General features: G+C 70.8%; 24 protein-coding genes and 1 tRNA gene. 11 read left to right on the plus strand and 14 right to left on the minus strand.

Features of this window, described 5'->3' with window-relative positions; genetic code table 11:
• The first annotated feature begins 72 nt into the window (after nt 1-72).
• From pgl to glk, 3 genes are read left to right on the plus strand one after another with little or no spacing between them, the layout of a single operon-like run.
• On the plus strand, nt 73-747 hold the full coding sequence (gene pgl, locus GC203_RS03320) for a 6-phosphogluconolactonase (protein ID WP_293451311.1): 675 nt from the start codon (nt 73-75) through the stop codon (nt 745-747).
• Nucleotides 748-784: 37 nt separating this feature from the next.
• Nucleotides 785-2,596, plus strand: a complete 1,812-nt coding sequence (gene edd / locus GC203_RS03325; RefSeq protein WP_293451313.1) for a phosphogluconate dehydratase — start codon at nt 785-787, stop codon at nt 2,594-2,596.
• A complete protein-coding gene (gene glk, locus GC203_RS03330; RefSeq protein ID WP_293451315.1) occupies nt 2,596-3,576 on the plus strand; it encodes a glucokinase in 981 nt (326 codons plus the stop codon). The genes edd and glk overlap by 1 nt, the downstream gene beginning before the upstream one ends.
• 111 nt (nt 3,577-3,687) lie before the next feature.
• Here the strand turns inward: glk and GC203_RS03335 are convergent, their stop codons facing one another.
• Entirely contained in the window at nt 3,688-4,467 is a 780-nt protein-coding gene (locus tag GC203_RS03335) for an enoyl-CoA hydratase/isomerase family protein (protein ID WP_293451317.1), read from the minus strand.
• A complete protein-coding gene (locus GC203_RS03340) occupies nt 4,464-5,630 on the minus strand; it encodes an acyl-CoA dehydrogenase family protein (protein ID WP_293451319.1) in 1,167 nt (388 codons plus the stop codon). The genes GC203_RS03335 and GC203_RS03340 overlap by 4 nt, the downstream gene beginning before the upstream one ends.
• Before the next feature lie 177 nt (nt 5,631-5,807).
• On the opposite strand from GC203_RS03340, the gene GC203_RS03345 reads away from it, so the two are divergent.
• Together GC203_RS03345 and GC203_RS03350 are read left to right on the plus strand one after the other, a co-directional pair.
• Entirely contained in the window at nt 5,808-6,548 is a 741-nt protein-coding gene (locus GC203_RS03345) for an IclR family transcriptional regulator (RefSeq protein ID WP_293451321.1), read from the plus strand.
• A gap of 10 nt (nt 6,549-6,558) precedes the next feature.
• Nucleotides 6,559-7,767, plus strand: coding sequence for a CoA transferase (locus GC203_RS03350; protein ID WP_293451323.1), 1,209 nt, complete (start codon nt 6,559-6,561; stop codon nt 7,765-7,767).
• On the opposite strand, the gene GC203_RS23905 is transcribed toward GC203_RS03350, so the two are convergent.
• Together GC203_RS23905 and GC203_RS23910 are read right to left on the minus strand one after the other, a co-directional pair.
• On the minus strand, nt 7,764-8,294 hold the full coding sequence (locus tag GC203_RS23905) for a CHAT domain-containing protein (RefSeq protein WP_366501404.1): 531 nt from the start codon (nt 8,292-8,294) through the stop codon (nt 7,764-7,766). The two genes, GC203_RS03350 and GC203_RS23905, sit on opposite strands and share 4 nt — an antisense overlap.
• Nucleotides 8,295-10,562: a hypothetical protein gene (locus tag GC203_RS23910; protein WP_366501397.1), complete on the minus strand. Its 2,268-nt coding sequence runs from the start codon at nt 10,560-10,562 to the stop codon at nt 8,295-8,297.
• Here GC203_RS23910 and GC203_RS03360 point away from each other — a divergent pair.
• Both GC203_RS03360 and GC203_RS03365 read left to right on the plus strand, forming a co-directional pair.
• On the plus strand, nt 10,561-11,766 hold the full coding sequence (locus tag GC203_RS03360) for a trypsin-like peptidase domain-containing protein (protein WP_293451325.1): 1,206 nt from the start codon (nt 10,561-10,563) through the stop codon (nt 11,764-11,766). The two genes, GC203_RS23910 and GC203_RS03360, sit on opposite strands and share 2 nt — an antisense overlap.
• A 2-nt stretch (nt 11,767-11,768) precedes the next feature.
• Nucleotides 11,769-12,332, plus strand: a complete 564-nt coding sequence (locus tag GC203_RS03365; protein WP_293451327.1) for a hypothetical protein — start codon at nt 11,769-11,771, stop codon at nt 12,330-12,332.
• 78 nt (nt 12,333-12,410) lie between these two features.
• On the opposite strand, the gene GC203_RS03370 is transcribed toward GC203_RS03365, so the two are convergent.
• The 3 genes from GC203_RS03370 to GC203_RS03380 all read right to left on the minus strand — a co-directional run bounded on the left by GC203_RS03370 (nt 12,411) and on the right by GC203_RS03380 (nt 15,583).
• Nucleotides 12,411-12,827 carry a Zn-ribbon domain-containing OB-fold protein gene (locus GC203_RS03370; protein WP_293451329.1) on the minus strand — a complete coding sequence of 139 codons (417 nt, stop codon included), beginning with the start codon at nt 12,825-12,827 and terminating at the stop codon, nt 12,411-12,413.
• Between the two features lie 4 nt (nt 12,828-12,831).
• Nucleotides 12,832-14,025, minus strand: coding sequence for a thiolase domain-containing protein (locus GC203_RS03375; RefSeq protein ID WP_293451331.1), 1,194 nt, complete (start codon nt 14,023-14,025; stop codon nt 12,832-12,834).
• Between the two features lie 82 nt (nt 14,026-14,107).
• The gene (locus GC203_RS03380; protein WP_293451333.1) at nt 14,108-15,583 is read right to left on the minus strand and encodes an AMP-binding protein; all 1,476 of its coding nucleotides are present in this window, start codon (nt 15,581-15,583) and stop codon (nt 14,108-14,110) included.
• Nucleotides 15,584-15,742: 159 nt separating this feature from the next.
• On the opposite strand from GC203_RS03380, the gene GC203_RS03385 reads away from it, so the two are divergent.
• Together GC203_RS03385 and GC203_RS03390 are read left to right on the plus strand one after the other, a co-directional pair.
• Nucleotides 15,743-16,165 (plus strand): PaaI family thioesterase, encoded by a 423-nt coding sequence (locus tag GC203_RS03385; RefSeq protein ID WP_293451335.1) that lies wholly within the window; start codon nt 15,743-15,745, stop codon nt 16,163-16,165.
• 88 nt (nt 16,166-16,253) lie between these two features.
• Nucleotides 16,254-16,343: transfer RNA gene (locus GC203_RS03390), tRNA-Ser, on the plus strand.
• 25 nt (nt 16,344-16,368) lie between these two features.
• Here GC203_RS03390 and GC203_RS03395 read toward each other — a convergent pair.
• Both GC203_RS03395 and GC203_RS03400 read right to left on the minus strand, forming a co-directional pair.
• Entirely contained in the window at nt 16,369-16,845 is a 477-nt protein-coding gene (locus GC203_RS03395; protein ID WP_293451337.1) for a MarR family transcriptional regulator, read from the minus strand.
• 166 nt (nt 16,846-17,011) lie between these two features.
• A complete protein-coding gene (locus GC203_RS03400; RefSeq protein ID WP_293451339.1) occupies nt 17,012-17,830 on the minus strand; it encodes a hypothetical protein in 819 nt (272 codons plus the stop codon).
• 142 nt (nt 17,831-17,972) lie between these two features.
• Between GC203_RS03400 and GC203_RS03405 the strand changes: the two genes are divergently transcribed.
• A complete protein-coding gene (locus tag GC203_RS03405) occupies nt 17,973-19,268 on the plus strand; it encodes an SLC13 family permease (RefSeq protein WP_293451341.1) in 1,296 nt (431 codons plus the stop codon).
• A 15-nt stretch (nt 19,269-19,283) separates the two neighbouring features.
• On the opposite strand, the gene GC203_RS03410 is transcribed toward GC203_RS03405, so the two are convergent.
• Nucleotides 19,284-20,042, minus strand: a complete 759-nt coding sequence (locus GC203_RS03410) for a universal stress protein (RefSeq protein WP_293451343.1) — start codon at nt 20,040-20,042, stop codon at nt 19,284-19,286.
• Nucleotides 20,043-20,338: 296 nt separating this feature from the next.
• On the opposite strand from GC203_RS03410, the gene GC203_RS03415 reads away from it, so the two are divergent.
• Nucleotides 20,339-20,527, plus strand: coding sequence for a hypothetical protein (locus tag GC203_RS03415; protein WP_293451345.1), 189 nt, complete (start codon nt 20,339-20,341; stop codon nt 20,525-20,527).
• On the opposite strand, the gene GC203_RS03420 is transcribed toward GC203_RS03415, so the two are convergent.
• From GC203_RS03420 to GC203_RS03435, 4 genes are all read right to left on the minus strand, one after another.
• Nucleotides 20,485-21,714 (minus strand): MFS transporter, encoded by a 1,230-nt coding sequence (locus tag GC203_RS03420; RefSeq protein WP_293451347.1) that lies wholly within the window; start codon nt 21,712-21,714, stop codon nt 20,485-20,487. The genes GC203_RS03415 and GC203_RS03420 overlap by 43 nt on opposite strands.
• A 38-nt stretch (nt 21,715-21,752) precedes the next feature.
• Nucleotides 21,753-22,814 carry a phytase gene (locus GC203_RS03425; protein WP_293451349.1) on the minus strand — a complete coding sequence of 354 codons (1,062 nt, stop codon included), beginning with the start codon at nt 22,812-22,814 and terminating at the stop codon, nt 21,753-21,755.
• Between the two features lie 97 nt (nt 22,815-22,911).
• Nucleotides 22,912-24,519 (minus strand): peptide ABC transporter substrate-binding protein, encoded by a 1,608-nt coding sequence (locus GC203_RS03430; RefSeq protein ID WP_293451351.1) that lies wholly within the window; start codon nt 24,517-24,519, stop codon nt 22,912-22,914.
• A 64-nt stretch (nt 24,520-24,583) separates the two neighbouring features.
• Nucleotides 24,584-24,856, minus strand: coding sequence for an usg protein (locus GC203_RS03435; RefSeq protein WP_293451353.1), 273 nt, complete (start codon nt 24,854-24,856; stop codon nt 24,584-24,586).
• Between the last annotated feature and the right edge of the window lie 93 nt (nt 24,857-24,949).

Genomic DNA, 24,949 nt, shown 5'->3' on the forward strand with positions numbered 1-24,949 from the left:
TCGCAGCCCGCCACGAGGCGGGCTAGGCTTGCGCGGCGCGCGCCCGCAACCGGGCCGGACGCCGACGGATCGATGCTGGAAACCTACGACGCTCCGCAGGCCCTCGAAGCCACTGCGGCCGAGGCTGTGATCGGCGCGCTCGGCGACGCCCTGTCCGCACGCGGCCGAGCGAGCCTGATCGGCACGGGCGGCCGGTCGCCCGGCCCTGTCTACGATCGCCTGGCTTCGGCGCCGCTGGCCTGGGCCGATGTGACGGTCTCGCTGTCCGACGACCGTTTCGTGCCGCCGGACGATCCGGCGTCGAACGCGCGCCTGGTCCGCGAGCGACTGCTGACCGGGCGCGCCGCCACGGCCAAATTCGAGCCGCTGCGCCACGACGTGGCGACGGCTGACGCCGCCGCCGACATCGCCGATCCGCGCCTCGCGGCCCTGGCCCCCTACGACGTGGTGATGCTGGGCATGGGCGAGGACGGCCACGTGGCCTCGCTGTTTCCGGGCGATCCGCGGCGCGACGCGGCGATGGATCCGAGCGGGGAGCGCTTCGTGATGGGGGTCCCGGCCGGCCTGGGCAGCCCGCCGGTGGCGCGGATCACGCTGACGCTGAGGGCCCTCCTCTCGGCGCGGCTGACCCTGATCCTTATCTCGGGCGTTCCAAAGCGGACGATCATCGAAGCCCGGGCGGGCCTGCCCGTGCACGCCCTGCTCGAACACGCTAAAGCCCCGGTGCGCGTCCTCTGGACGCCGTGACGCCGGGCCCATCGCAATTGTCGCAAGGAGCGCAGCCGTGCATCCCGTCACCGCCGAAGTCACCCAACGCATCGTCGAACGCAGCCGCGAGACCCGGACCGACTATCTGGCGCGGATGGAGGCCGCCCGCGCGGCCGGGCCGGGCCGCGGCAAGCTCTCCTGCGCCAACTGGGCCCACGCGTTCGCGGCCTCGCCCGAAGGCGACAAGCAGCGGATGCGCGACCCCACCGCGCCGAATGTCGCCATCGTCTCGGCGTATAACGACATGCTCTCGGCCCATCAGCCGTACGAGCGGTTCCCCGCCATCCTGAAGCGCGCGGCCCACGAGGTAGGCGCGACGGCCCAGTACGCCGGCGGCGTGCCGGCCATGTGCGACGGCGTCACCCAGGGCCGGCCGGGCATGGAGCTGTCGCTGTTCTCCCGCGATGTGATCGCCATGGCGACCGCCGTCGCCCTGACCCACGACGCCTTCGACGCGGCCCTGTTCCTCGGCATCTGCGACAAGATCGTGCCGGGCCTGTTCATCGGCGCCGCCGCCTTCGGCCACCTGCCGGCGATCTTCGTGCCCAGCGGGCCGATGACCTCGGGCATCCCCAACTCGGAAAAGGCGCGGGTGCGGGCGCTCTACGCCGAGGGCAAGGCCACCCGCGACGAGCTGCTCGATTCCGAGATGAAGAGCTACCACGGCCCCGGCACCTGCACCTTCTACGGCACCGCCAACTCCAACCAGATGATGATGGAGATGACCGGGCTGCACCTGCCCGGCGCGGCGTTCGTGACGCCCAACACGCCGCTGCGCGACGCCCTCACCGCCGCCGCCGCCAAGCGCGCCGTCGAGATCCGCGACGGCGGCAACGCCTATGCGCCCTTCTCCGCCGTGATCAGCGAGAAGAGCCTGGTGAACGCCATGGCCGGCCTGCTCGCCACCGGCGGCTCGACGAACCACACGCTCCACATCCTGGCCATGGGACGCGCCGCGGGCGTGCAGATCGCCTGGGAGGACTTCCACGACCTGTCGCGGGTCACGCCGCTGATCGCGCGGGTCTATCCGAACGGGTCCGAGGACGTGAACGCCTTCCACGCCGCGGGCGGGATGGGTTTCGTCACCCGCCAGCTGCTCGACGCCGGGCTGGCGCACGAGGACGTCATGACCGTCGCGGGCATGGGGCTGCGCCGCTACCAGCAGGAGCCCTTCCTCGACGGCGGCCGGCTCGTCTGGCGCGACGGGACGCCCAAGAGCCTTAACCCCGACATCCTGCGGGCCGTCGACGACCCCTTCGAGGCCGAGGGCGGCATCAGGATACTGACCGGTAAGTTAGGTCGCGGCGTCATCAAGGCCTCGGCGGTCAAGCCCGAGCATCGGCGGATCGAGGCGCCGGCCCTGGTGTTCGACGATCAGGACGAACTGCTGGCCGCCCACAAGCGGGGCGAGCTCGACCGCGACTTCGTCGCCGTCGTGCGCTTCCAGGGACCACAGGCCAACGGCATGCCCGAACTGCACTCGCTGACGCCGGCCCTGGGCGTACTGCTCGACAAGGGCTTCAAGGTGGCGCTGGTCACCGACGGGCGCATGTCGGGCGCCAGCGGCAAGGTGCCATCGGCGATCCATGTGACGCCCGAGGCCGCCGCCGGCGGGCCGCTGGCCCATGTCCGCGACGGCGACGTCATCCGCCTCGACGCCGAGACGGGCGAGTTGGACATCAAGCTCGATTCCCGCGAACTGATGAGCCGCGAACGCGCGTCGGCGCCGCCCTCGGGCGGAGGCTACGGGCGCGAGCTCTTCGGCTGGATGCGCCGCGTCGCGGGCCCGGCCGACACCGGCGCCTGCTCGCTGTTCGAGGCGGCCTGATGAAGGTCCAGTGGACCGGATTGGTCGGGGACGTGGGCGGCACCAACGCCCGCCTCGCCCTGGTGGACGAAGAGGGCCGCATCCGCAATCCGCGGTCGTTTCCCTGCCGCGAGTACGCGAGCCTCGCCGACATCCTGGCCGAATACCTCGAGACGACCGCCGGCAAGCGTCGGCCGCCGCGCGCCGTGATCGCGGTCGCCGGCCCCGTGGTCGAGGGCGAGATCGAGTTCACCAACCTCGACTGGCGGGTCTCCGAAGTGGATCTCGTCGCCCAGTTCGAGTTCGAGGCGGTCGCCCTGATCAACGACTTCGCCGCCCAGGCGCTCGCCTGTCCGCGCCTGGAGGGCCAGGACGTCCGCGTCCTGGGCCCGGAGTTGGCCGGCGCCCACAACATGCCCCTGATCGCCCTGGGCGCGGGCACCGGCTTCGGCGTCGCCGGCCTGGCGCGCAGCGACCGCGGCGACATCGCCATCGCCACCGAGGGCGGCCACGCCGCCTTCGCGCCGACCGACGAGGTGGAGCTGGAAATCTGCCGTCGCCTGCAGGCCCGGCATGGCCGGGTGTCGATCGAGCGCCTGCTGTCGGGACCGGGTCTCTATGATCTCTATGCCGTCCTGGCCGACCTGGAGGGCCAGGCGCCCGCCCTGGCGGACGAGGCCGCCGTCACCACCGAGGGCCTGGTGGGCGACCCGCTGGCCGCCGCCACGCTCGACCGCTTCTGCCGCATCCTCGGCGCGGTGGCGGGCGACCTGGCGCTGACCTTCGGGGCGCGCGGCGGGGTCTACGTCTCCGGCGGGATCGCGCCCCGGATCGCCGAACGGCTGGCCGGGAGCGCCTTCCGGGCCCGCTTCGAGGACAAGGGGCGCCTGTCGGACTATGTCCGCGACATCCCGACCTTCCTCGTGCTGCACCCCTACCCGGCCATCGTCGGCGCGGCCCGGGCGCTGGAGCAGATGGAACGGACCCTCAGCACGCTGTAGAGCCTTCCCGGATCAAGTGGCATCACTTGATCCGGACAAGAAGGCTCGATCTTCAAAAGTGTAGAGCCCGTCCGGGCGGGTGAACCGGCATCCACTTCACCCTGACGGGCTCTAGCGGCCGGCGAAGTTCCCCGGCCGGCGCTCGGCGACCGAGCGCACGCCTTCCTTGAAGTCTTCCGTGGCCCGCAGGATCGTCTGCTCGCGGTGCTCGACGTCGGTCCGGGCGCGGATCGCCGCCGCCAGGCCTTCGCGCAGCGTCTTGCGGGTGGAGACCACCGCCAGCGGCGCGTTCTCGGCGATCTCGGCGGCCAACTTCAGCGCCGCGGCGCGCAGCTCCTCGGCCGGGACCAGCTCGTCGGCCAGCCCCCAGGCCAGGGCTTCCTCGCCCTTGATCCGGCGGCCGGTCAGCATCATCAGCGCCGCCTTCTGCTCGCCCACGATGCGCGGCAGGGCGTAGGTGATGCCGAAGCCGGGGTGGAAGCCCAGCTTGACGAAGTTGGCCGCGAAGCGCGCCTCGGGGCTCACGACCCGGAAGTCGGCCACCAGCGCCAGGCCCAGGCCTGCGCCGACGGCGGCGCCCTGCACCGCCGCGACGATCGGCGTCTCCACGGAGTAGAGCCGCACCGCCTCGACGTAGAGGTCATTGATCCCTTCCATGCCCGACGAGACGCGGTCGGTGGGCGAAGAGAAGTCGGCGCCGGCCGAGAAGCTCTTGCCGTCCGACTGCAGCACGATGGCCCGCGCCTGCGAACCGTCGACCGCCTCCATGGCGTCGGCCAGGTCGCGCATGAACTCGACCGAGACGAAATTGTGCGGCGGCCGGTCCAGCGTGACCACCGCCACGTGCCCGTCCATCGCGACCTTCACGTGGTCGCCGTATTTGTCTTTCATCGCCTGGTCCCCAGAAGATTCCTCGCCACCACCCACTTATGCACTTCGGTGGGCCCGTCATAGATGCGCATGGTGCGCAGCTTCGCCTGCATGAGCTGCAGCGGTAGTTCCTTGGTCATACCCATGGCGCCGAACGCCTGCATGGCACGGTCGACGACCTCGTAGGCCATCTCGGTGGCGAACCACTTGATCATGCTGATCTCGGAGCGGACGTCGCGGCCCTGGTCGATCTTCCAGGCGCAGTCGTAGGTCATCAGCCGGGTGGCGTGGATCTTGGTGGCGGCCTCGGCCACCCACCACTGGATCGCCTGCCGCTCCGACAGCGGCATGCCGAAGGTCTTCCGCTGCGGCGCGTACTCGACGATCATGTCCAGCGCGCGCTGGGCCATGCCCACCGACCAGGCCGCCATCTGGATGCGGCGCGTGCCGAGGCGGGTCTGCATCGGCGCGAAGCCCGCGCCTTCCTGGCCCAGCAGCTTCCAGCCCTCGACCCGGCAATCCTCCAGCGCCACCTCGTAGGTGTAGGCGCCGGCGATCATCGGAATCCGCCGCAGCACGTTGAAGCCCGGCGTCCCCTTGTCGACCAGGAAGGCCGAAATCCCGCCCCGCGCCTTCTTCTCGGGATCGGTCACCGCCATCAGGATGGTGAAGTCGGCGTCGGCGGCCCGGCTGATCCAGATTTTCCGGCCGTTGATCACCCAGTCGTCGCCGTCACGCACAGCGCGGGTGGTCATACCGGCGGGGTCGGACCCGGCGCCGGGCTCGGAGATGCCGATGGCCGAGGTGGTCTTGCCCGCCACATAGGGCGCCAGATAGGCCGCGCGCTGCCGTTCGTTCACCGTCTGCATCAGCATGCGCAGGTTCGGGCTGTCCGGCGGCAGGGTGTAGGGCGTGACCGTGCGGCCGATCTCCTCCTCGACCCCCACCATGGCCACCATCGGCAGGTCGGAACCGCCCACGTCCTCCGGCGCGTCCAGGCCGAACAGGCCCAGTTCGCCCGCGATCTTGTCGAGGCGGGCATTCTCGGCCTCGCCGATGCCCAGGCCCTTGCCCTCGGCCTCGCGCAGCATGACGGCGGCTTCCAGGGGCATCAGCTGGTCGCGCACGAACTTGCCCACCAGGTCCTTGAGCATGCGATGCTCTTCGGGGAGCTCGAAGTCCATGGCGCTTCCTCGCGTGTTTTCCGACTGTTGAACCAGCCTCGGCGAACCGATACTAGGTCCCCTGGGAATTGCCCATATGTGGATCGCATTTCCACATATGTAGAAGATATGTCCTCTGATATGGACGAGCGCGCATACTTGTGGTGATTGGGTCCAGAATACGGGAGTCAGGCATCCGTGGCCGAGGGCGCGGTCAAATCGGCGAGGCGGGCGCTGGAGATCCTCGAGGTGTTCAGCCGCCATCGCCGCCCGCTGGCCCTCAAGGAGGTGCTGGACGAGCTCGGCTATCCCACCTCCTCGGGCTCAGCGCTGATGAAGTCGCTCGTGGCCCTAGGCTACCTCGACTACGACCGCGAGCGGCGCACCTACTTCCCGACCATGCGCATCGCCGCCCTGGGCGACTGGGTGCAGAAGGCCCTGTTCGGCGACGGCCCGCTGCTGCCGGCGCTGCAGGAACTCCACGAAAGCACCGGGGAGACCGTCGTGCTGGCGGTGCAGAGCGACCTGCACGCCCAGTATGTCCACCTGATCCATTCGGCCGAGCCGCTGAAGATCGGCGCGCAGCCCGGCACGCGGCGGCCGCTGGCGCGCTCGGGACTCGGCCTTGTCCTGCTGTCGGCGAAGAGCGACGCCGAGATCGAGCGGCTGCGGCGGCGGATCAACGCCTCGGGCGACGACAACCTCCAGTCTCGCGAAGAGCTGATGGGCCGGGTGAACACCGTCCGCTCCCGCGGCTACGCCTTTTCGAAGAACAGCATCTCGGCGGGCGTCGGCATCATCGGCGTGGCGTTGCCGAAGGGCCCGTTCGGGCGGACGTTCGCGGTGGGCGTCGCCGGCCAGGTGCCGCGCCTGGAAGACAAGCAGGATCAGATCGTGGGCGAGCTGCAGGCGATGGTCCACCGGCTCGAGCACAGTTGAGGGAGAACGCATGACCAAGACCCTGGCCCCAAAGCCCACCGGGCCGCTGGCGGGAATCCGCATCCTGGACCTGACCAGCGTGGTGAACGGGGCCTACGGCACCCAGATCCTCGCCGACCAGGGCGCTGACGTGATCAAGCTGGAGGATCCCGGCTCGGGCCGCGGCGACGGCGGTGACATCATGCGCTGGGCCGGCCATCTGCCCGAGGGCGCGCCCCGCGGCATGGGGCCGATCTTCCTCACCATCAATCGCAACAAGCGCTCGATCCTGGTCGACATGAAGTCCGAGGCCGGCAAGCGGACCCTGAGGCGCCTCATCAAGTCGTCCGACGTACTGGCCAGTTCGGTGCGCTACGAGGGCATGAAGCGCCTGGGCCTGTCGTACGAGGAGGTGGCGGCCATCAAGTCCGACATCATCTTCGTGCATGCGGCGGGCTACGGGTCGGATGGGCCCTACGCGGGCGAACCGGCGTACGACGACCTGATCCAGTCCGCCTCCGGTATGGCCGACGTCCTACCGCGCACCGACGGCAATCCCGTTCCGCGCATCCTGCCCACCCTGGTGGCCGACAAGGTGTCCGGGCTGTTCCTCTCCCAGGCGGTGACCGCGGCCCTGCTCCACCGCGAACGGACCGGCGAGGGCCAGTTCGTGGAAGTGCCGATGTTCGAATGCGTCACCAGCTTCCTGCTGGTCGAGCACCTCTACGACCACGCCTTCGACCCGCCGACCGGCCAGTGGGGCTATCAGCGGGTGGTCAACCCCAACCGCAAGCCGTTCAAGACGAAGGACGGCTACATCGGCCTGCTGCCCTACACCGACAAGCAGTGGGACCAGTTCTTCGACGCCGCAGGCTTCGGCGAGGCGGTGAAGTCCGACCCGCGCTTCGCCGACTACGCCATGCGCGCCAAGCACACCCGCGAGCTCTACGGCATGATCGAGGAGGCGGCGGCCACCAAGACCACGCAGGAATGGCTGGACATCCTCAAGCCGCTGTCGATCCCGGTGGTGAAGACCAACAGCCTCGACGACCTCGACGACGACCCGCACCTGAAGGCCGTGGGCTTCTTCGAGACCTACCAGCACCCCGACGTGGGCCGCTACCGGCTGATGAAGCCGCCGGTGAAGTTCGCCAGGAGCCCCTCCAACATCCGCCGCCACCCGCCCAAGCTGGGCGAGCACACCGAGGAAGTGCTGGCGGAGATCCCCGAGGAGGCCTAGGGCGGCCCCCCGCCGTCGCCGAGGACGATGAAGGGCGCCCAGAAGCGCGGGTGGAGGTTGGCGCGGGCCGGCGGCGCGGCGAGGTAGGCCCGCTGCGCCTGGGCCAGCGCCTCGGCGGGGCCCGGCGCCCCTGCGCCGGCCAGCCGCGCGAAGAGGTCCGAGACGATGGTCGCGCCGGCCTCGGAATTCACCGGCCAAAGCGTGCCCAGCACCCCGCGCGCGCCGGCCTGGGCGAAGGCCGAGCTCAACGCCGGCAGGTCCTGGGCGACGCGGGTGAAGTCGAGGTTCGCCGTGTTGCAGGCCGACAGGGCCACGAAGTCGGCGGGCAGGTCCAGATCGGCGATCTCCGAGGCGGTCAGGAGGCCGTCGAAGGCGTCGCCGCCGGAGGGGGTGAGCACCAGGGCCGGCTCGGCCACGCCCTCGACCTCGCCGCGCATGAGGCCGTGTGTGGCGAAGGAGACGAACCGGGCCCCCGGCGCGAGCGCCTCGCGCACCCGCGCTTCGGTGGCGTCGGGCCCGGTCAGGATCTACGCCGTGCGGAACGGCCGGGCCGACGCCGCCAGCTCGGCGGCGGTTTCCGGCAAGGGGCCGAGCCCGGCCTCGCGCAGGGCCTTGGCGCCCTCGCCGTCCAGCACCGGATCGCCGACGCCGAGGAAGTCGCGGGCCGGCGGGCGGAGCCGGGCCGAGCGGGCGGCCACCAGGGCGGCGGCCGAGCCGGCATAGCTCACCGCGTGGCTCCGCACGAACCAGTCGGCAGCCGCCAGGTCGTAGCCTTCGCCCTGGCGCGGCGGCGCGCTTGGCAGCAGGGCCGCCAGCGGCAGGCCGCCGACACTGACCAGCGGCGAGAGCCAGGTCACACGGTCGCCCGGCTTCAGGCAGGGCTCGAAGGGTCTCAGGAAGACGTCGTAGAGCCGTGCCGCCGAGGCGGCCGGGAACTGGTTGTCGACCTCGTCGTCCGGCGCGTGGGTCGCCGACAGCGCCGCCTGCAGCAGCCGCACGTCGAGGACCACGCGGCTGGTGTCGGGGCGGGCGGTGGCGAGCGTCATCCCCTCTCGGCGGACACAGGCGTAGACCACCTCGCTCCCGATAGGCGCATAGGCCAGCGCGGCCTCGTCCGGGCCCAGCACGCCGCGCAGCCTTTGCAGGGTGACGAGATTGGCGCCCGAGACCGCGAGGCCGGCGTGGACGAGCGCCTGGTCCGACGCCGCCAGCGCCGCGTCGAGCTGGGCGAGTTGGGCCAGGCCGGCCGTGTCGTAGCCGAACGGGCGGGCCGGATCGGGCGCGGCGGCGCGACGGACCATGCCGCCGATAGCCGCCTGCTCCAGCCGGTCCCGCCGCGCTCGCAGGCGAAGGCCCTCGTGCGCCAGGCGGCGTGCGTCCGCGTCGCGCGCCGAGGCCAGCAGCGTCATGGCGTCGGCGTCGAAGCCCGGCCCGGCCCGGCTCGCCAGTTGGACGAGGGCGAAGGTCGTTTCCGGATCGCCCGACTGGCGCGTCGCCGGGATCAGCGACAACCCGATCAGCAGCCGGTCGAAGACTCCCGGGCGGTACCAGGCGCCGGGCGGGCCGTCCGCCTCCGCCATGGCCAGGACCCGGCCGCCGAGCTGGGCGAGAGCCTGGGCCTTGCCGGACCCTGGCGGCGCGGCCAGCGCCCGGCCCGCGAGCCTGTAGGCGTCCACGGCGGCCCGCGCGTCCGCATCGGGCTTGAAGCCAAGGGGGCCGCCCAGGGCGGCGGCGGCCACCGCGTCAGGCCGCCTCGCGCTCGCCGCAGCCAGGCCGCGGACGGTGAGGTAGGCGAGTTCGTCGACGTTCTGGGGCGCCCGGCCGGGGGCCGTGTAGAGCGGCGCCAGCGGGTGATCGGCCAGGACGCGGACGCCGCAATCCAGGGCGTCGCGGCAGAGCGCCGCCTTCATGTTCAAGGCCCAGCCGGCAAGCCAGGCGCGCATGTCGGGATCGAGTTCGAGGGTCTCCAGGCCGGCCAGCACCGCATCGGTCTCGCGCGCCGCGCCCTCGCCGTCGTCGACGGCTGCGAGCAGTTCGGCGGCTGAGCGATGGAACAGCACCGCCTCCAGCGTCCGGGGCGGCAGGGCGGCGGCGATGAAGGGCTGGCTGGCCGCATACAGCCCATAGGCGCGTTCGTAGGCCCCGAGCTGAACGAGGCTCGCCATCGCGTCGGCCAGGACGCTGGCGACCTCGTAGGGCGCACGGCTCGGCGCGCCGACCGACCCGGCGATCGCCAGCACCTCGCTCGCGGCCCGTTCGGCCGCCTCGCGCGAGCCCGCGGCCAGGACGACGTTGGCCCGAAGCGCCCGGCGGCGAAGGTAGAGCAGCCCCTCGGCCGGCGCGTCCGCGTCCCAGGCCTTGTCGGCCAGGGCCTCGGCGAGGGCGGGCTTCGACCCGATCGCGAGCCGCGCGGCGTTCACGTAGTAGTCGACTTCCAGCGCCTGGCGCATCCGCTGCGCCGGATCGGCCGACAGCGAGGCGGTGACGGCGTCCACATAGGCCTGGGTCCGTTCGGCCAGGCAGGCGGCGGCCCGCATGCGGCGGCAGATCTCCAGGAGGGTGGCCAGCGCCTGGGCGCGCGCCGGCGCGTCGTCCCGGGCGGCCTCCGCCAGGGCGGCGAGCTGGTCCCGGGCCTTTAGGCCCTGTCCGTCCAGGAACAGGCGCCCCGCCGCGGCGATCCGGTCATCGGAAGTTTCCGCCGCCGCCGGCGCAACTCCGCCGAGAAATAGGCTTGCCGCGCATGCCAGCCCGGCTAGGCTTCGCACGTGACGTCCGAAGGGGAGGCCTAAGCCCATGAAATGGCTCCAGATCACCATGCTCTCAGCAAGCCTGGCGGCGCCATCATATGCGCTGGCCGCGCCGCCGGAAGCCTACCTGGGGCGTCCGGCCGTCCAGGCGCAAGGCGCCCGAAAGCCCGCGGACGACGCCGTGGCGGCCTCGATTCCCGCAGGATCCGCCGCCCAGCGCTCGGGCGCCGCGGTCAAGCGGTACGGCGAGGCGCTGAACGGCCTGAAGCCCGAGCGCCACGCCGCCACCCGCGGCGCCGCGGAGACGCGGATCTACGAACAGGCTTCGCCTTCGGTGGTGCTGATCGTGACGCCGGCGGGCCTGGGCTCGGGCGTGGTCGTGGGCGCCGACGGCCGGATCGTCACCAACCTGCACGTGGCCGGGGACTTCGACACCGTCGGCGTCATCTACAAGCCGGCCGAGGAGGGCGCCTCGATCGAGGACGCCGTGCTTCACAAGGCCCGGGTGCTGCGGCGAGACGAGAAGGCGGACCTTGCCCTCGTGCAGGTGGACGACCTGCCGACCACGATCAAGCCGCTGGCGATCGGCAACCTGGACGCCGTACGGGTGGGCGCGGACGTCCACGCGATCGGCCACCCGACGGGCGAGGCCTGGAGCTACACGCGCGGCATCGTCAGCCAGGTGCGCCGCGACTACGCCTGGACCGCGCGGGGCGACCGCTTCGAGCATGAGGCGACGGTCATCCAGACCCAGACCCCGATCAATCCCGGCAATTCGGGCGGGCCGCTGTTGAACGACAAGCTGGAGGTCGTGGGCATCAACAGCTTCAAGGCCGGTGGCGAGGGGCTGAACTTCGCGGTGTCGGCGGACGACGTGAAGGCGCTCCTGGCGCGAACGGAGGATCGGGCGGCCACCAAGCGCTCGAACGCCCCCGACGGCGTCTGCAAGGCGGCCGAGATCGACAGCCGGCCCTCCAAGGATCCCACCGGGGTGGAGTATCTGATCGACGCCGACTGCGACGACGAGGGCGACTATTCGGTGTTGATCCCCAAGAGCAGGCGCGATCCGATCCTGACCATGCTCGACACCGACGGGGATCGCGAAATCGACACCATCCTGGTCGACAAGAACCACGACGGGGAGCCGGAAACCGGACTCTACGACACGGACGGCGACGGCAAGGTCGACCTCGTGGGGGCGTTCCGCAAGGGCGAGGACGAGCCCTACAAGTGGGAGAAGATCAAGGACTGAGCATGCGGGTGACGGTCAGCGGGACGTCGGGGTCGGGCAAGACCACCTTCGCCGGAACGCTGGCGAAGGCCATCGGCGCGCGCCATATCGACCTCGACGCCATCAACTGGCAGGCCGACTGGCGCGACCTGAACACCCACGACCGGGAGGAATTCCGCCGCCGGGTGGCCGAGGCCGCCGCCGGCGACGCCTGGGTGGCCTGCGGCAACTACTCGACGGTGCGCTCGATCATCGTGGCGCGCGCCACGCACGCGGTCTGGCTCGACTATCCGAAATGGGTGGTGATGAGCCGCGTCCTGCGCCGCTCGTTCCATCGCTCATGGACCAGCGAGGAGCTGTGGCCCGGCACCGGCAACACCGAGACCTTCGCGCGGTGGTTCGACAAGGAGCATCCCGTCCGCTGGGCCTGGGACACCTACGACAACCGCCGGCGGCGGATCGACGCCGAGATCGCCGATCCGGCGCTGGCCCATCTTGAGGCGCACCGCCTGCGCCATCCCCGCGAGGCGGCCCCGTTGATCGCGGCGCTGACGGCCGCAGCCCAGGCCGAACGCGTCTCCGCCTGAAATCCGTCAGGCCTTTAAATCGAAAGACGCGAGCACGCTGATCCCGGATGGCTTGATTCAAGCCAGCCGAGACGTGCTCTAGGCGGGCGCGAACACCGGCACGGGTGCGCCGCCTTCGGTGGGCTGGAACTTCACCTTCACCCGCATGCCGATCGACAGCCCGTCGGGCGCCACGTCGACGAAGTTGGTCAGCATGGCCGGCCCCTCGTCGAGGGTGACGTAACCGATGGCGTAGGGGCCGCTCGGTGAGCGCCACATCACCGAGTAGGTGTAGATCACGCCTCCGCCAGCGCTCTCCTCCCAGACGGTGCGGTCGGAATGGCAGAACGGGCAGATGGTGCGCGGGTACCAGTGGGCCTCGCCGCAGGCCTGGCAGCGCTTGATGAGGAACCTTCCCTCGGCGGCGGCGTCGAAGAACGGCTTGCTCTCCAGCGTCACGGCCGGCGCCGGGAGGGGCCGGCTCATCAGGGCGGGGCGTTCGGTGGTGTCGGACATGGCCTTACGCCTCCCGTTCCATGATGACGGTCGCCGATCCGTGGCGGACGCCCAGCGAGCCGCCCGTGCCGTGGGCGATGACGAGGTCGCAGTTCGGGACCTGCACCTTGGGATGCGCCTCGCCGCGGGCCTGGCGGACCGCCTCGATGATCTTGGTGATGCCGCCGCGGTTGGTGGGGTGGTTGTTGCAGAGCCCGCCGCCGTCGGTGTTGAACGGCAGCTTGCCGACGCCCGAGATCAGGTTGCCGTCGGCGACGAACTTGCCGCCCTCGCCCTTCCGGCAGAAGCCCAGATCCTCGATCTGCATCAGGACCGTGATGGTGAAGCTGTCGTAGATCGAGGCGTACTTGATGTCGGCGGGCGTCACGCCGGCCTCCTCGAACGCCTTGGGTCCCGACCAGACGGCGCCGGAATAGGTGAGATCGAGGCCCCGGCCGCCTTGCTGCACCTTGGGCGCCTCGCCGGCGCCCAGCACCCGCACCAGCGGCCGCTTCAGCGACCTGGCGATCTCGGGCGTCGTGACGACCACGGCGCCGCCGCCGTCGGTGACGACGCAGCAGTCCAGCAGGTGCAGCGGATCGGCGATCATCCGCGAGTTCACCACCTCCTCCACCGTCACGACGTTCTTGAGGAACGCGTGCTCGTTCCACTGGGCGTGGTGGCTGGCCGCCACCTTGATCCAGGCCAGCTGCTCCGAGGTGGTGCCGTACTCGTACATGTGGCGCATGGCGCACATGCCGTAGGTGTTGTGGGTCGAGCCGCCGTAGACGCTCTCGAAGCCCTGCTCGGGCGCGCCGTCCGAAAGGCCGCCTCCGCCACCCCCGCCGCGTCCGGGCCCGGGACGCCCGCCACCGTTGCGCGGACGGCCGGCGAGGGTGATCAGCGCCACCTGGCACTTGCCCTCGGCGATCGCCTGGGCGGCGTGGTTCAGATGGACGATGTAGGAGGATCCGCCGGTCTCGGTGGTGTCCATGTGGCGGATGTTCTTCAGGCCCATGTAGTCGATCATCGACATGGCCCCGAAGCCCGGCGCGTCGCCGGCGCAGAAGTAGGCGTCCACGTCGTCGAACGAGAGCCCCGCGTCGTCCAGCGCGCCCCTGGCGCACTCGGCGTGGAGTTGGGCGGTCGTCTTGTCGGGCGCGTCGCGCGTCGGATGCTCGAACACGCCGGCCACATAGGCCTTGCCTTTGATGCTCATCGTCCTCCCCAAACCAGGGCGCCAAGAATGGCGTGGGCTTAGCCGCTGGCGCCGCCCCCTTCAATCGTCCGCAGGGTCACCCTCAGGCCGTCTGGGCCGTCTGGGCGATACGGGCGTCGCGCAGCGCCGTGCGGCGCACCTTGCCGGCGTCGTCGCGCACCGGCTCGTCGACGAACTCGTAGGATCGGGGGCGCTTGTAGGTCACCAGCCGGTCGGCCAGATGCGCCTGCAGCGCCTCGGCGCTCACCTCGCCCTTGGCGTTGATGATGGCGTGGATGCGCGAACCCATGTCCTCGTCGGGCAGGCCGATCACGGCGCACGACTCCACCGCCGGGTGCTCCTGCAGCGCCGATTCGATCTCGGCCGGATACACGTTGGAGCCGCCCACCAGGATCATGTCGGTGCGCCGGTCGGCCAGGTAGAGATAGCCGCCCGCGTCGAACCAGCCGATGTCGCCCAGGCTCTCCCAACCGTCGGGCAGCGTCCTGGCCTTGGCGCCGACGTACCGGTACGTTTCAGGCGCGCCAGGCGTGCGGCGCATGTAGATTTCGCCCACCTCGCCGGCGGGCAGCTCCTGGCCGTCGTCGCCGCAGACCTTCATCTCGCCGATCGCCACCTGGCCCACCGAGCCGCGATGCGCCAGCCACTCGGTTCCGGTGATGATCGTCACCGCCTGGGCCTCGGTGCCGGCGTAGAGCTCCATCACCTCGCCCGGCGCGATCCAGTGGATGAAGGCTTCCTTCAGCCAGGCGGGGCAGGGCGCCGCCATGTGCCAGAGCGTCTGGACGCTGGAGAGGTCGTAGCGGCTCTTCACGTCGCCCGGCAGGTGCCAGATGCGGTTCATCATGGTGGGCACGAGATAGACCCAGCTGGCCCTGCGCCGTTCGATCTCGGCCAGCGTCCCCTCCGGGTCGAACCGGGGCGTCAGCACCACGTGGCAGCCCATGGCCGTGCCGGTCATCATCATGCCGAAGGGGGCGTTGTGGTAGAGCGGCGCCGGGATCAGCATCGTCTCGCCGGCGCAGATGCGGAAGCCGCCCACCTCGGGCGTCTCGCGCGGCGTCACGCCGGGCTGGCCCGCGAGGATCAGCTTTGGCCGGCCGGTCGATCCGCCGCTGGTGGGCGCCTTGGAGATCGGGGGAATCGCGTCGGGCAGGTCGCTTTCGTCGTCGGACAGCGCCGCGATCTCGGACACGCCCATCACGGGACGGTCCACCTCGTGCTCGAAGTCGGCGATCACCAGCGGCGACCCGGCCAGTTCGATGATCGCCTGCAGCTCTCCCCGGGGCAGGCGGAACGACACCGGCTGCGGCGTCGCCCCCAGCTTCCAGATCGCGTGGCAGGCCTCGACGAAGCCCACGCCGTTCTGCAGGCCCACGGTCACCAGATCGCCGGCCTTCACGCCCCGCGCGGCCAACCCGCGGGCCAGGCGGTTGGTGCGCCGGTGCAGCTCCGCATAAGTGAGGGTTTCGCCGCCGCAGCTCACTGCCGGACGCTGGCCCTGCGTCGCCGCGTTCTGGGCCAGCTTGGCGCCGAAGGACATCATCTCGTCGGTCATCGACCTGGGCCTCCCACAGCCTGGGGCCCGAAGCCCATCACGCCTTTTCGTCACCTTCGGGCCTCGGGGCGGGCCGCGCAAGGTTTCGAAAGTGCGGTGTGGCCCTTGGCTTCCCCGACGTCCGGCTCCCACCTGACCTGCAACGATGGAGACACGACGATGCTCGAAGGCAACCAGGCGGCCGTATTCGCCGAGCGCCAGAAGGGGACCCTGCCCGGCGAACTGGGGATCGAATGGGAGGTGGTCGCCAACGGCCGCGCCAGCGGCCGCTTCACCGTCGCCCGCCGGCACATGGCCCCGAACGGCTTCATGCACGCCGCCTCGGTCGTGGCGCTGGTCGATTCAGCCTGCGGCTACGCCTGCGTGGCCTCGCTGCCCGACGGCGCGAGCGGCTTCACGACGATCGAGATCAAGACCAACTACCTGGGCACGGCCAAGGAGGGGGAGGTGGTCCGCTGCGAGGCGCGCCTCGTCCATGGCGGCCGCATGACCCAGGTCTGGGACGCCGAGGCCATCAACGAGACCACGGGCAAGACGATCGCGCTGTTCCGTTGCACCCAGATGGTGCTCTGGCCGCGCTGAACCGCCGCCCTTGCGCAAGCGGGAGCGGATGAGTAGTAGTCGCCGCTCGCTCAGCCGGCGGCCTTCACGGGCCGCCGCGCAGCCCGTCGGAGAGGTGGCTGAGTGGTTGAAAGCACCGCACTCGAAATGCGGCATACTCGCAAGGGTATCGAGGGTTCGAATCCCTCCCTCTCCGCCACAACGCCTCACGGCGCCGGATCGGCCTAGTCGCCCTGCGTCCCGTCGTTGGCCGCCTTGCGGCCACGCGCGGGCGGATGCGGCAGTTCGAGCTGCTCGAGCGCGGAAATGAGATCCGTGAAGATCGGCAGGGTGCTCTTGAGCTGACCGAGGTTGTTCCGCGAGATCGTTTCCAGGATCTCCGCGCCCGCATCCGTCAGGCTCAGCAGCACGCGGCGGCGATCGAGGGGCGACGGCGCCCGGCTCAACAGGCCCCGTTCGATCAGGCGGTCGACCAGCCCGAGCGCGCTGTGGTTCTTGATCATGAGGCAGTCGGCCAGCTCGCCCACGCTCATCGCCATCGGGCCCGGATGCGCGCGCACGGCGAGCAGCGCCTGGTGTTGCTGGGGTGTGAGCTTCAGCGCCCGCGCGCCGGCCTCGCTGAACGCATGGAAGCGCCGCAGCGCGTTTCGGAAGGCGCCGAGCGCCTGGTAGTCGAGGGTAGTGAGCTTCCGCCGCGACATGCCACGCGGCGAAGAGACACGGGTTGGCGCGTTCACGGGACTTCTGTTTCCGCCATTCGATCCGGGGCCAGGCGAAATTGCCTCGCGACCAGAGGTAGACCAAAAAGCGCGCCCGTCCGCCACCTGATCAAAAGATAGTACCGGGCGTCCGGCGGCGGCCCCCGCCTTAGTCCTTCCACTCCGAGATCAGCGCCCCGTCGTGGCCTTCGAAGGCCACGCGATCGAAGGTCACCGCGAACAGGCAGATGGGCCGGTGATCGGCCGACTCACTCCAGCAGCGGATCGCCCGGCCGTCAGGGAAGCCGGTAATGCGCCCCTGGATCTCCAGCTCGAACCCCTCCGGAGGCGTCAGGACGACGCCGTCTTCGGCCTTGACCACGTAGTCGTAGGGGCGACTGCGGCGCTGGGCGACGCGCGAGGCCCCGGCGTCGAACAGGCGCGCGAGCCCGAGCGTGGGCCCCGCCGGCGGCGTCGGCGACGCCGGCGCGACCTGATCGCGAGGCGGCGGGCAGATGTCGGCCGACGTCCAGGGCCGCGGGATCCAGAAGCCTTCCACGTTCTCGGGCCGCTCTGCGGCGGGCAGGCCCTGGATCAACGGCAGCTGCGACCATGTCCCCGGGCGCGCGATCAGCCGGATGGACCGCCCCTTGGGATCGAGCTCGTAATAGGCCTGGGCGCCACCCGGTTGGACCTGCGGGCCGTCGCAGCCGAAGGGGATGCGGAGGGCGAACGCGCGCCCGACGAGCGGATCCTTGGCCTCATCCGGGGCCTCGCCGGCGGCGTAGGCCGAGGCGGCGGCCTGCGAGGCCGCGATGATCTCGGCCCGGGTCAGAGTCGGCTCGGGTTCGACGATCTTGGGCGGCGGCTGGATCACCGCCGGCTCGGCCTTGGGCGGTGGGGCCGGCGGCGCAGGCGCGGGCGCCTTCTCCGTGGGCCGCAGGATCGCCCAGGCCAGGATCGCCGCGACCACCAAGCCAATCGTCACGGGGGCGATAAGGTCCAGGTTGCGCCGAGGGCGCCCCGATCTATTGTCCGCCATGCCACCACCCTAGCAGATAGTCAGGCGGCGGATTCAAGATGTGCGGGAAATGTCCTAGCGAACGCGCGGCGTCCGAGACGCCGCCGGCATGACGACGCCGCAGATCATCGCCCTGGGCGTGCTGGCGGCCGTCGTGGCCGCGCTGATCCAGGGCCGCGTCCGCGCCGACGTCGTGGCGCTCGCGGGCGCGGCGGTGCTGCTGGGCACCCGCACGGTCCGGCCGGTCGAAGCCCAGGCGGCGTTCGCGAGCCCGGCGATCATCGCACTCGCCTCGCTTTTCGTGATCGCCTACGCCATGGAGCTGTCGGGCCTTCTCGGCCTGATCATCCGCATGGCCATCCGCCTTTGCGGACGCCTCGGGGCGATGGGCCTGTGGATCGTCATCGTGCTGGCGGGCGCCGCCTCGGCCTTCCTCAACAACACGCCCATCGTCGTGCTCGCCGCGCCGGTGGTGCGCGATACGGCCCAGTCGATGGGCCTGTCGCCCAAGCGGTTCCTGATCCCGCTCTCCTACGCCACCATCCTAGGCGGCGCCTGCACGCTGATCGGCACCTCGACCAACCTGCTGGTCAACGACATGGCGCGCAACGCCGGCCAGCCGGCCTTCGGCATGTTCGAGATCACGCCGGTGGCGCTGGTCGTCGCCGCCGCCGGCGGGGCCTATCTTTTCTTCTTCGGCGGCCGCCTCCTCGCCCATCCGGCCCCGGACGGCGGCGGCGAAGCGCCGAAGTTCGGCGGCATCAACGCTCCGGGCGACGACCCCAGCCTGTTCCCGACCGACCGGCCGCTGAAGCCCGGCGCCGCGGCGCTGTCGCTGCTGGTGTTCTTGGCCGTGCTCACCGTATCGGCCCTGGGCGTGGCGCCCATCGCCGCCAGCGCCTTCACCGGCGCGGTCCTGCTCGTGCTGCTGCGCGTGATCACCGCCGAGGAGGCCTATCGCGGGCTGCGGCCCGAGATCCTGTTCCTGATCGCCGGGATGGTGGTGGTCGGCATCTCGCTGGAGGTGACGGGGCTGGCCTCCACGGTGACCGACGCGCTCGTCGGCTGGGTGCAGGTCCTGGGTCCGATGGCGGCGCTGGCGCTGGTCTACGGCGCCACCCTGCTGCTGACCGAGGTGCTCTCCAACGCCGCCGTGGCGGTGCTGTTCGCCCCGATCGTCGTGGCGCTCGCCGAAAGCCTGGGCGTCAGTCCGCGGCCGTTCCTGGTCGCCCTGATGATGTCGGCCAGCGCCGCCTTCGCCACGCCGTTCGGCTATCAGACCAACGTGCTCGTCTACCAGTTGGGCGGCTACGCCTACACCGACTTCATCCGCATCGGCGTGCCGCTGAATCTGGTGACGTGGGCGGTGGGCGTCGCGGTGATCCCCACCGTCTTCCCCTTCTGAGCCGGCCGGCGGCCGTCAGCAGATGAAGAGCGGCGTGCGCCAGCCCCAGAGGGCGCGGCGGCGCAGGCCCGCGCCGCTGGGCCCGGAGAACTTGGGGTCGAGCAGCATCTCCCGGGACATGACGATCAGGTCGACCTGATGGTCTTCCATGTATTGCGCCGAGGCCTCATCGGGCGTCTCGGCGTCCAGCGGGAAGATGTTGGCCTCGCAGGCGCCCACCGCCTCGCGCGCCCAGGCCAGCTTGGCGGCGGCGGGCTCGTCGTCGGCCGAGCCCATCAGGATGATGTCGAGGTCCAGGTCGGACAGCACAGGCAATCGCGAGACGGTCTCGACGGCGCGTCGATGGCCAGGATCTGAATCGATAAGCACCAGGGCGCGGCTGATCGGCAGGTAGATCTGCGATACCAGGCAAAGCGACTTCGTCGTCCGGCGCAGCAGGGCCTCGGCCCGCGAGCCCAGCGTCATGCGCCGCCCATTGGTCCGTTCGCCGCGCTTGCCCAGGACGATCACTTCGGCGTCGCCGCCCGCCCCCTCCACGGCTTCGACGAAGTCGCCGGCGCTGCGCAGGATCCGCGCCGCTTCGACCCCGTGATGTTCCAGCCGCTCGCGAGCGGTGGTGAGGATGTCCTCGACCGCCTCGCCATCGCCGTTCTGCGGCTCGGCGACCCGAAGAACCTCCACCGAAGCCCCGAGCGGCCCGGCCAGCCACGCGGCGTGGTCGCAGACGGAGGTCGCATAGGCCGAGCGGTCCAGGCAGGCGAGTACGGTCGACATCGGGCGGGAAGGTCTCCGGCAGATCGGCGGGAACCGTCGGTCGTTTCAGCAGGCCAGTCCAGAGACCACCGGCGCGCGCCGTTCGCGGCCAGCGCCATCAACTGCGCAATGCGCGGAGGAGGATGCGCGACGCCGTCGGCCGGGGGGGCGCGTATACGGCGCCGCGCGCGGATCCTCAAACGACCCGTCGGTCTGTCTACACCAGATGGTATTTGATCGTAAGGCGATACTTCCTAAAAAGTGGGCGACACGCCCGCTGCCCAACCGCTGCGCAGACGAAGACGGAGAGACAGGCGTTGCCCACGCCCGGGACGACATCGCGAAAGTTCCGCATCCTGCTGTTCGCCGTGGGGGCGGCCGCGGCCTGCGCGACCGGCGCCGCGGCGGGCCAGTACCTGCGCCTGGAAGAAGGGGCCCTGCTGATCAGCGGGCCGCCCAGGCTTCAGATCTCCGGGCCCGGGCGCGCGAGCCTGCCCAGGACGTAGAGCGCCGCCGCGGCGGCCAGGGCGACCGGGGCCATGGCGGCGAACACCTCGCCCGGCGTGGCGCCCATGTCCCGCAATTCGCCCGCCACCAGGGGCCCGGCGATGGATCCCAGGCGCCCCATCGCCACCGCCGCGCCGGTCCCCGCCGCCCGCGCCTGGACCGGATAGAGCTCCGGAGCCACCGCGTAGAGCGCGAACTGCGCGCCCATCACCAGGAAGCCGGCGGCGGCGCATGACGCCAGTATGGCGCCCGTGGACGAGGCGGCGGCGAGGCCGGCCATCGCCGCGGCCAGGGCGAGATAGGCGAGCAGCAGCGGCCAGCGCCAGCCGATCCGGTCGGTCACGGCCCCCAGCGCCAGCGCCCCCAGGATGCCGGCGACGTTGAACACCATCGCCGCGGCGAACCCTTCCGCGGGCGGACGCCCGTTGGCGACGACCAGCGTCGGCAGCCAGTTCAGCGCGAGATAGAGCACCATCAGGGTCAGAACGAACGCCGCCCAGAGGGCGACGGAAGCGCCGGCGCGCCCTCCGCCGAACAGGGTGGAGGCCAACCGGCGATCGGTCGCCGGTTCGTGGGCCGGCCGCGTCTCGGGCAGCGCCCACGCGACGAGCGGGACGAGCACGAGCGGGACGATCCCGCCGGCGACGAAGATCATGCGCCAGTCGAGATCAGGGCCGGCCAGCCGCGCGATCAGCGCCGAGGTCGCCCCGCCCACCGGCATGCCGCAGAACATGGCCGTGACGGTCACGCCCCGGCGGTCGGGGCGGCTGATCTCATTGGCCACGGCGATCAGGTTGGGCATCGCCCCGCCGAAGCCGAGGCCCGTGGCCAGGCGCGCGGCGAGCAGGGCCTCGTAGGACGGGCTCATCGCGGTCACGATGGAGAAGACGCCGAACGCGGCCACCGATCCGAGCAGCACCGGCTTGCGCCCGACGCGGTCGGCGAGCCAGCCGCCGATGAACGCCCCGATGACGAGGCCGATCATCGCCGCGCCGCCGGCCCACCCCTGCTGGCTGGGATCGAGGCCCAGGGCCGGGACCATCGCCGGGGCCGCCACGCCGAAGGCCTGGATGTCGTAGCCCTCGACCGCGGCGACCAGGAAGCAGACCGACACCACCAGGCCGGAGCCGGCCCACTTCGACTGCTGCACCGGCTTGCCCCCGTCACCCGTTCCGGCGCGCAACATGCCGTGCGGCGGGCGGCGCTGTCATCCCCGCGCGGCGGTCAGGGCAGCTTCAGCGCCGCGCGGACGGCGGCCCAGGAGATCAGCTTGAAGTTCTGGTCCTCGGGGGCGTTGTCGCCGTCCTGGGCGATCAGCACGCCCTCCGGGAAGTCGGGCCCGAAGGCGCCGAGGGCGATCTCGATGCCGTCGGTCTCGCTGGTCCCGTCGACGCCGGTCGGGCCGGCGACGATCCGGAAGCGGCCCATGTAGCGGGCGTCGGGCAGGCGATACACCGCATAGGCCGAGTCGCCCTGGCTCGAGGCGACGAGATAGCCGCCGTCGGCGCCCTGCGGCGCGATCGCCACCCCCTCAGCATCGGCCACCAGCGTCGCGCCGTCGACCCGCGCGAAGACCCGGGGGACGGGCGAGCCGGCGGGGTCGGCGTCGATGCGCCACAGACCCACGTCCTCCTCGGCGACATAGAGCTGGCCGGTGCGGTCGTCGGCGGCGCAGCCCTCGGCCTGGGTGGCAAGCTTCACCTGCCGGACCACCTCGGCCTTCGGCGCGGCCCCCGAAAGATCGAGCCGGGCCTGCACGACGCGGCCGTCCTTCATCACCACGAAGGCGAAGACGGCGCGGTCGGCGGCGCGCCGCCACAGGCAGAACCCGTAGGCCTCGCCCTCCGCCACGGGAAGGGCGCCCAGGGCTGTGAGCCCGGCGGTCGCCGTATCGAGCCGGAAGAGGGCCACCTTGCCGTGCGCCAGGTCGGTCCGGTCGCTGGCGGCCACCAGCACGCCGGGCGTGCCGGCGATGTCGGCGCCGTCGCGCAGGTCGACGTTGTTCACCCGCCCGGCCGCCAGCTGGCTGCGGGTCCGGCCGTCCAGGCCATAGACGTAGAGTCCGGCCTGCTTGTCGGTGGCGACGATCAGGCTGGCGGCGGGGTCGGCGGGATTTCGCCAGATCGCGGGATCGTCGGCGGCGTCGCGCGCCGAGGCCACCGCCGTCGTCTCGCGCAGCGCCGGGACCTCGACCGTGACCGGCGGCGGCGCGGCGGTCGCGCAGCCCGCCAGCGCGGCGAGAATGGCGGCCAACCCCATCGACCGGCCCACGATCGGATTTCCCATCGGCTTCCCCTCATGTCCTGGGGTGGGCCTAGGAACTCGCCACGTCACGGCGATGAACGATTTGCAACGATCGGGTGAAGACGGGCCGGTGGAGCGCCTACTTCTTCAGGCACAGCCAGCGGGTCCGGTGGAAATTGGGCGCGCTGTCCACCCAACCGGAAACACGCAGGCCGACCAGGTTTCGGTTCACGACGAAGAAGATCGGGATCAGCGCTTCATCGTCGAGCGCGAGTTGTTCGGCCTTCGCCAGAAGCTCCGCACGTTTTCCCGCGTCGGGCTCCTGGTCGGCCTGAGCGAGCAACGCGTCGTACTTCGGGTTCTTGTAGTCGCCGTAGTTCTGCGGGCCGGTGTCGGATTTCAGCAACCCCAGGAAGGTGACGGGGTCGTTGAAGTCGGCGTACCAGCTCATCGAACCGATCTGAAAGTTGCGCGCGCGGTACTGGGAGAACGCGACGCCCGCTTCGGCCTGTTCGATCTTGGCGTCCACGCCGATCTCGCGCCAGTCGGCCTGTACGGCCTCCATCAGGAGCATGGTGTTGGAGTTGTTCGCGGCGAGGATCGTGATCTTCAGCGGGTGGGCGGAATCGAAGCCCGCCTGCGCGAGCAGGGCGCGAGCCTCGACCTGGCGGGCTCCGAACGGCTTGTCGGCCCAGCGCAGCCGGGGCCCGTCCTCCTCGACGTAGTTGGCGGTGATGGGCGGCACGAACGAGTAGGCAGGCTGCTGGCCGGCCCGCAGCAGCTTCTCGGTGATGAAGTCGCGGTCGATCGCCTCGGAGAGCGCGCGACGCACCCGTACGTCCTTGAAGGCGGGGACGTCGCTCGTGTTGAAGGAGAGATAGGACGTCGCCAGGGAGACATGGGTCCGCGCCACGCCGGGCATCGTCTTCTTCAACCGGTCGAAGCGGTTGGATTGGAAGCTGGTGTTGACGTCGAGCTCGCCGCGGGCCACCCGCCGCTCCGCGCTCACGGCGTCGGGGGTGGGGTAGTAGTTGACCCGATCGACGCAGACCTTTTCCGCTTCCCAGAAATAGGGGTTCTTCTCGGCCGTTATGCGGTCGCCCAGCCGCCAGGAGATCAGTCGGAACGGACCGTTCGAGACGTAATGGCCGGGCTGCACCCAGGCGTCGCCGTACTTCTCCACGACATGCTTTGGCGCCGGGAAGAAGCTCTGGTGCTTGGTGAGCTCCAGCAGATAGGGCGCGGGGTGCTCCAGCGAAATCTCGACCGTCCGTGGATCGACCGCGCGAACGCCGAGCGCCGTGAGCGGCGCTTTGCCCTCGTTCACCGCCTGACCGTTCTTGATGACGTAGAGAAGGTAGGCGTAGATCGAAGCCGTCTTGGGATCGAGCGTTCGGCGCAGCCCGAACACGAAATCGTCGGCCGTCACCGGAACGCCGTCGGACCACTTCGCGTCGCGCAGGTGGAACGTCCAGGTCAGGCCGTCGGCGCTCGTCTCCCAGCTCTCGGCCGCCCCCGGCATGGGCGAGGCGTCTGGCGCGTCGGTCGTAAGGCCCATCATCAGATCGCCGATGATCTGCGCCTCGTCGACCAGATTGGACTTCTGCGGATCGAGCGTCTGCGGTTCGGAGTTGTTGCCGAACTCCAGGCAGACCTTGCCCGGCGGGCAGTTGGCGCGCTGCGGGGCGTTGTTGCAGGACGCCAATGCAAGCGCCGCGACGAACGAAACGATGAGAACTCTGGACAAGGCGGCCCCTGGCGGCTGATCCGCCATCACGCCACGGCGTTGGGGCCCGTGTCGAGACGTCCGTTCAGTGCAGGCGGAATTCGGCGCCGATCGCCTTCAGCTCCGCCGGCCGAATCAGCCGGCAATGGCCGACCGTCACCTTGAACAGGGGCCCGTCCAGCGTGTTCGCCCAGAAATCGAGGAACTTCCGGAGCGCCGGGAATTCGGGGAAGAGGTCGTAGTCCTGCCAGAGGTAGCTCTGCAGCAGGGCCGGGTGGTCCGGCATGCGGTAGAGGATCTCGGCCGTTGTCAGGCCATATCCCTGGAGCTGCTTCCTGAACTCCGGCGATGCTTTCATCAGCGACCTCGCAACATGGTTCCGCCGCGCGGCGCACGGGCCGGCCGCGCTTGATGACAGTACGCACGATTCGCGATGAAAGCTTCGTGAATC

Origin of the sequence: Phenylobacterium sp., from assembly GCF_016124325.1 — a bacterium.
Taxonomy (GTDB): Bacteria; Pseudomonadota; Alphaproteobacteria; order Caulobacterales; family Caulobacteraceae; genus Phenylobacterium.

Excerpts from the sequence above, each read along its gene's own strand:
- GC203_RS03420 (WP_293451347.1), bottom strand. The coding sequence starts at position 21,714 with ATGTTGCGCGCCGGAACGGGTGACGGGGGCAAGCCGGTGCAGCAGTCG.
- GC203_RS03360 (WP_293451325.1), top strand. The coding sequence starts at position 10,561 with ATGAAATGGCTCCAGATCACCATGCTCTCAGCAAGCCTGGCGGCGCCA.
- GC203_RS03335 (WP_293451317.1), bottom strand. The coding sequence starts at position 4,467 with ATGAAAGACAAATACGGCGACCACGTGAAGGTCGCGATGGACGGGCAC.
- GC203_RS03425 (WP_293451349.1), bottom strand. The coding sequence starts at position 22,814 with ATGGGAAATCCGATCGTGGGCCGGTCGATGGGGTTGGCCGCCATTCTC.
- GC203_RS03340 (WP_293451319.1), bottom strand. The coding sequence starts at position 5,630 with ATGGACTTCGAGCTCCCCGAAGAGCATCGCATGCTCAAGGACCTGGTG.
- GC203_RS03405 (WP_293451341.1), top strand. The coding sequence starts at position 17,973 with ATGACGACGCCGCAGATCATCGCCCTGGGCGTGCTGGCGGCCGTCGTG.
- GC203_RS03350 (WP_293451323.1), top strand. The coding sequence starts at position 6,559 with ATGACCAAGACCCTGGCCCCAAAGCCCACCGGGCCGCTGGCGGGAATC.
- GC203_RS03375 (WP_293451331.1), bottom strand. The coding sequence starts at position 14,025 with ATGAGCATCAAAGGCAAGGCCTATGTGGCCGGCGTGTTCGAGCATCCG.
- GC203_RS23910 (WP_366501397.1), bottom strand. The coding sequence starts at position 10,562 with ATGGGCTTAGGCCTCCCCTTCGGACGTCACGTGCGAAGCCTAGCCGGG.
- glk (WP_293451315.1), top strand. The coding sequence starts at position 2,596 with ATGAAGGTCCAGTGGACCGGATTGGTCGGGGACGTGGGCGGCACCAAC.
- GC203_RS03435 (WP_293451353.1), bottom strand. The coding sequence starts at position 24,856 with ATGAAAGCATCGCCGGAGTTCAGGAAGCAGCTCCAGGGATATGGCCTG.
- pgl (WP_293451311.1), top strand. The coding sequence starts at position 73 with ATGCTGGAAACCTACGACGCTCCGCAGGCCCTCGAAGCCACTGCGGCC.
- GC203_RS03385 (WP_293451335.1), top strand. The coding sequence starts at position 15,743 with ATGCTCGAAGGCAACCAGGCGGCCGTATTCGCCGAGCGCCAGAAGGGG.
- GC203_RS03365 (WP_293451327.1), top strand. The coding sequence starts at position 11,769 with ATGCGGGTGACGGTCAGCGGGACGTCGGGGTCGGGCAAGACCACCTTC.
- GC203_RS03370 (WP_293451329.1), bottom strand. The coding sequence starts at position 12,827 with ATGTCCGACACCACCGAACGCCCCGCCCTGATGAGCCGGCCCCTCCCG.
- GC203_RS03410 (WP_293451343.1), bottom strand. The coding sequence starts at position 20,042 with ATGTCGACCGTACTCGCCTGCCTGGACCGCTCGGCCTATGCGACCTCC.
- GC203_RS03395 (WP_293451337.1), bottom strand. The coding sequence starts at position 16,845 with ATGTCGCGGCGGAAGCTCACTACCCTCGACTACCAGGCGCTCGGCGCC.
- GC203_RS03380 (WP_293451333.1), bottom strand. The coding sequence starts at position 15,583 with ATGACCGACGAGATGATGTCCTTCGGCGCCAAGCTGGCCCAGAACGCG.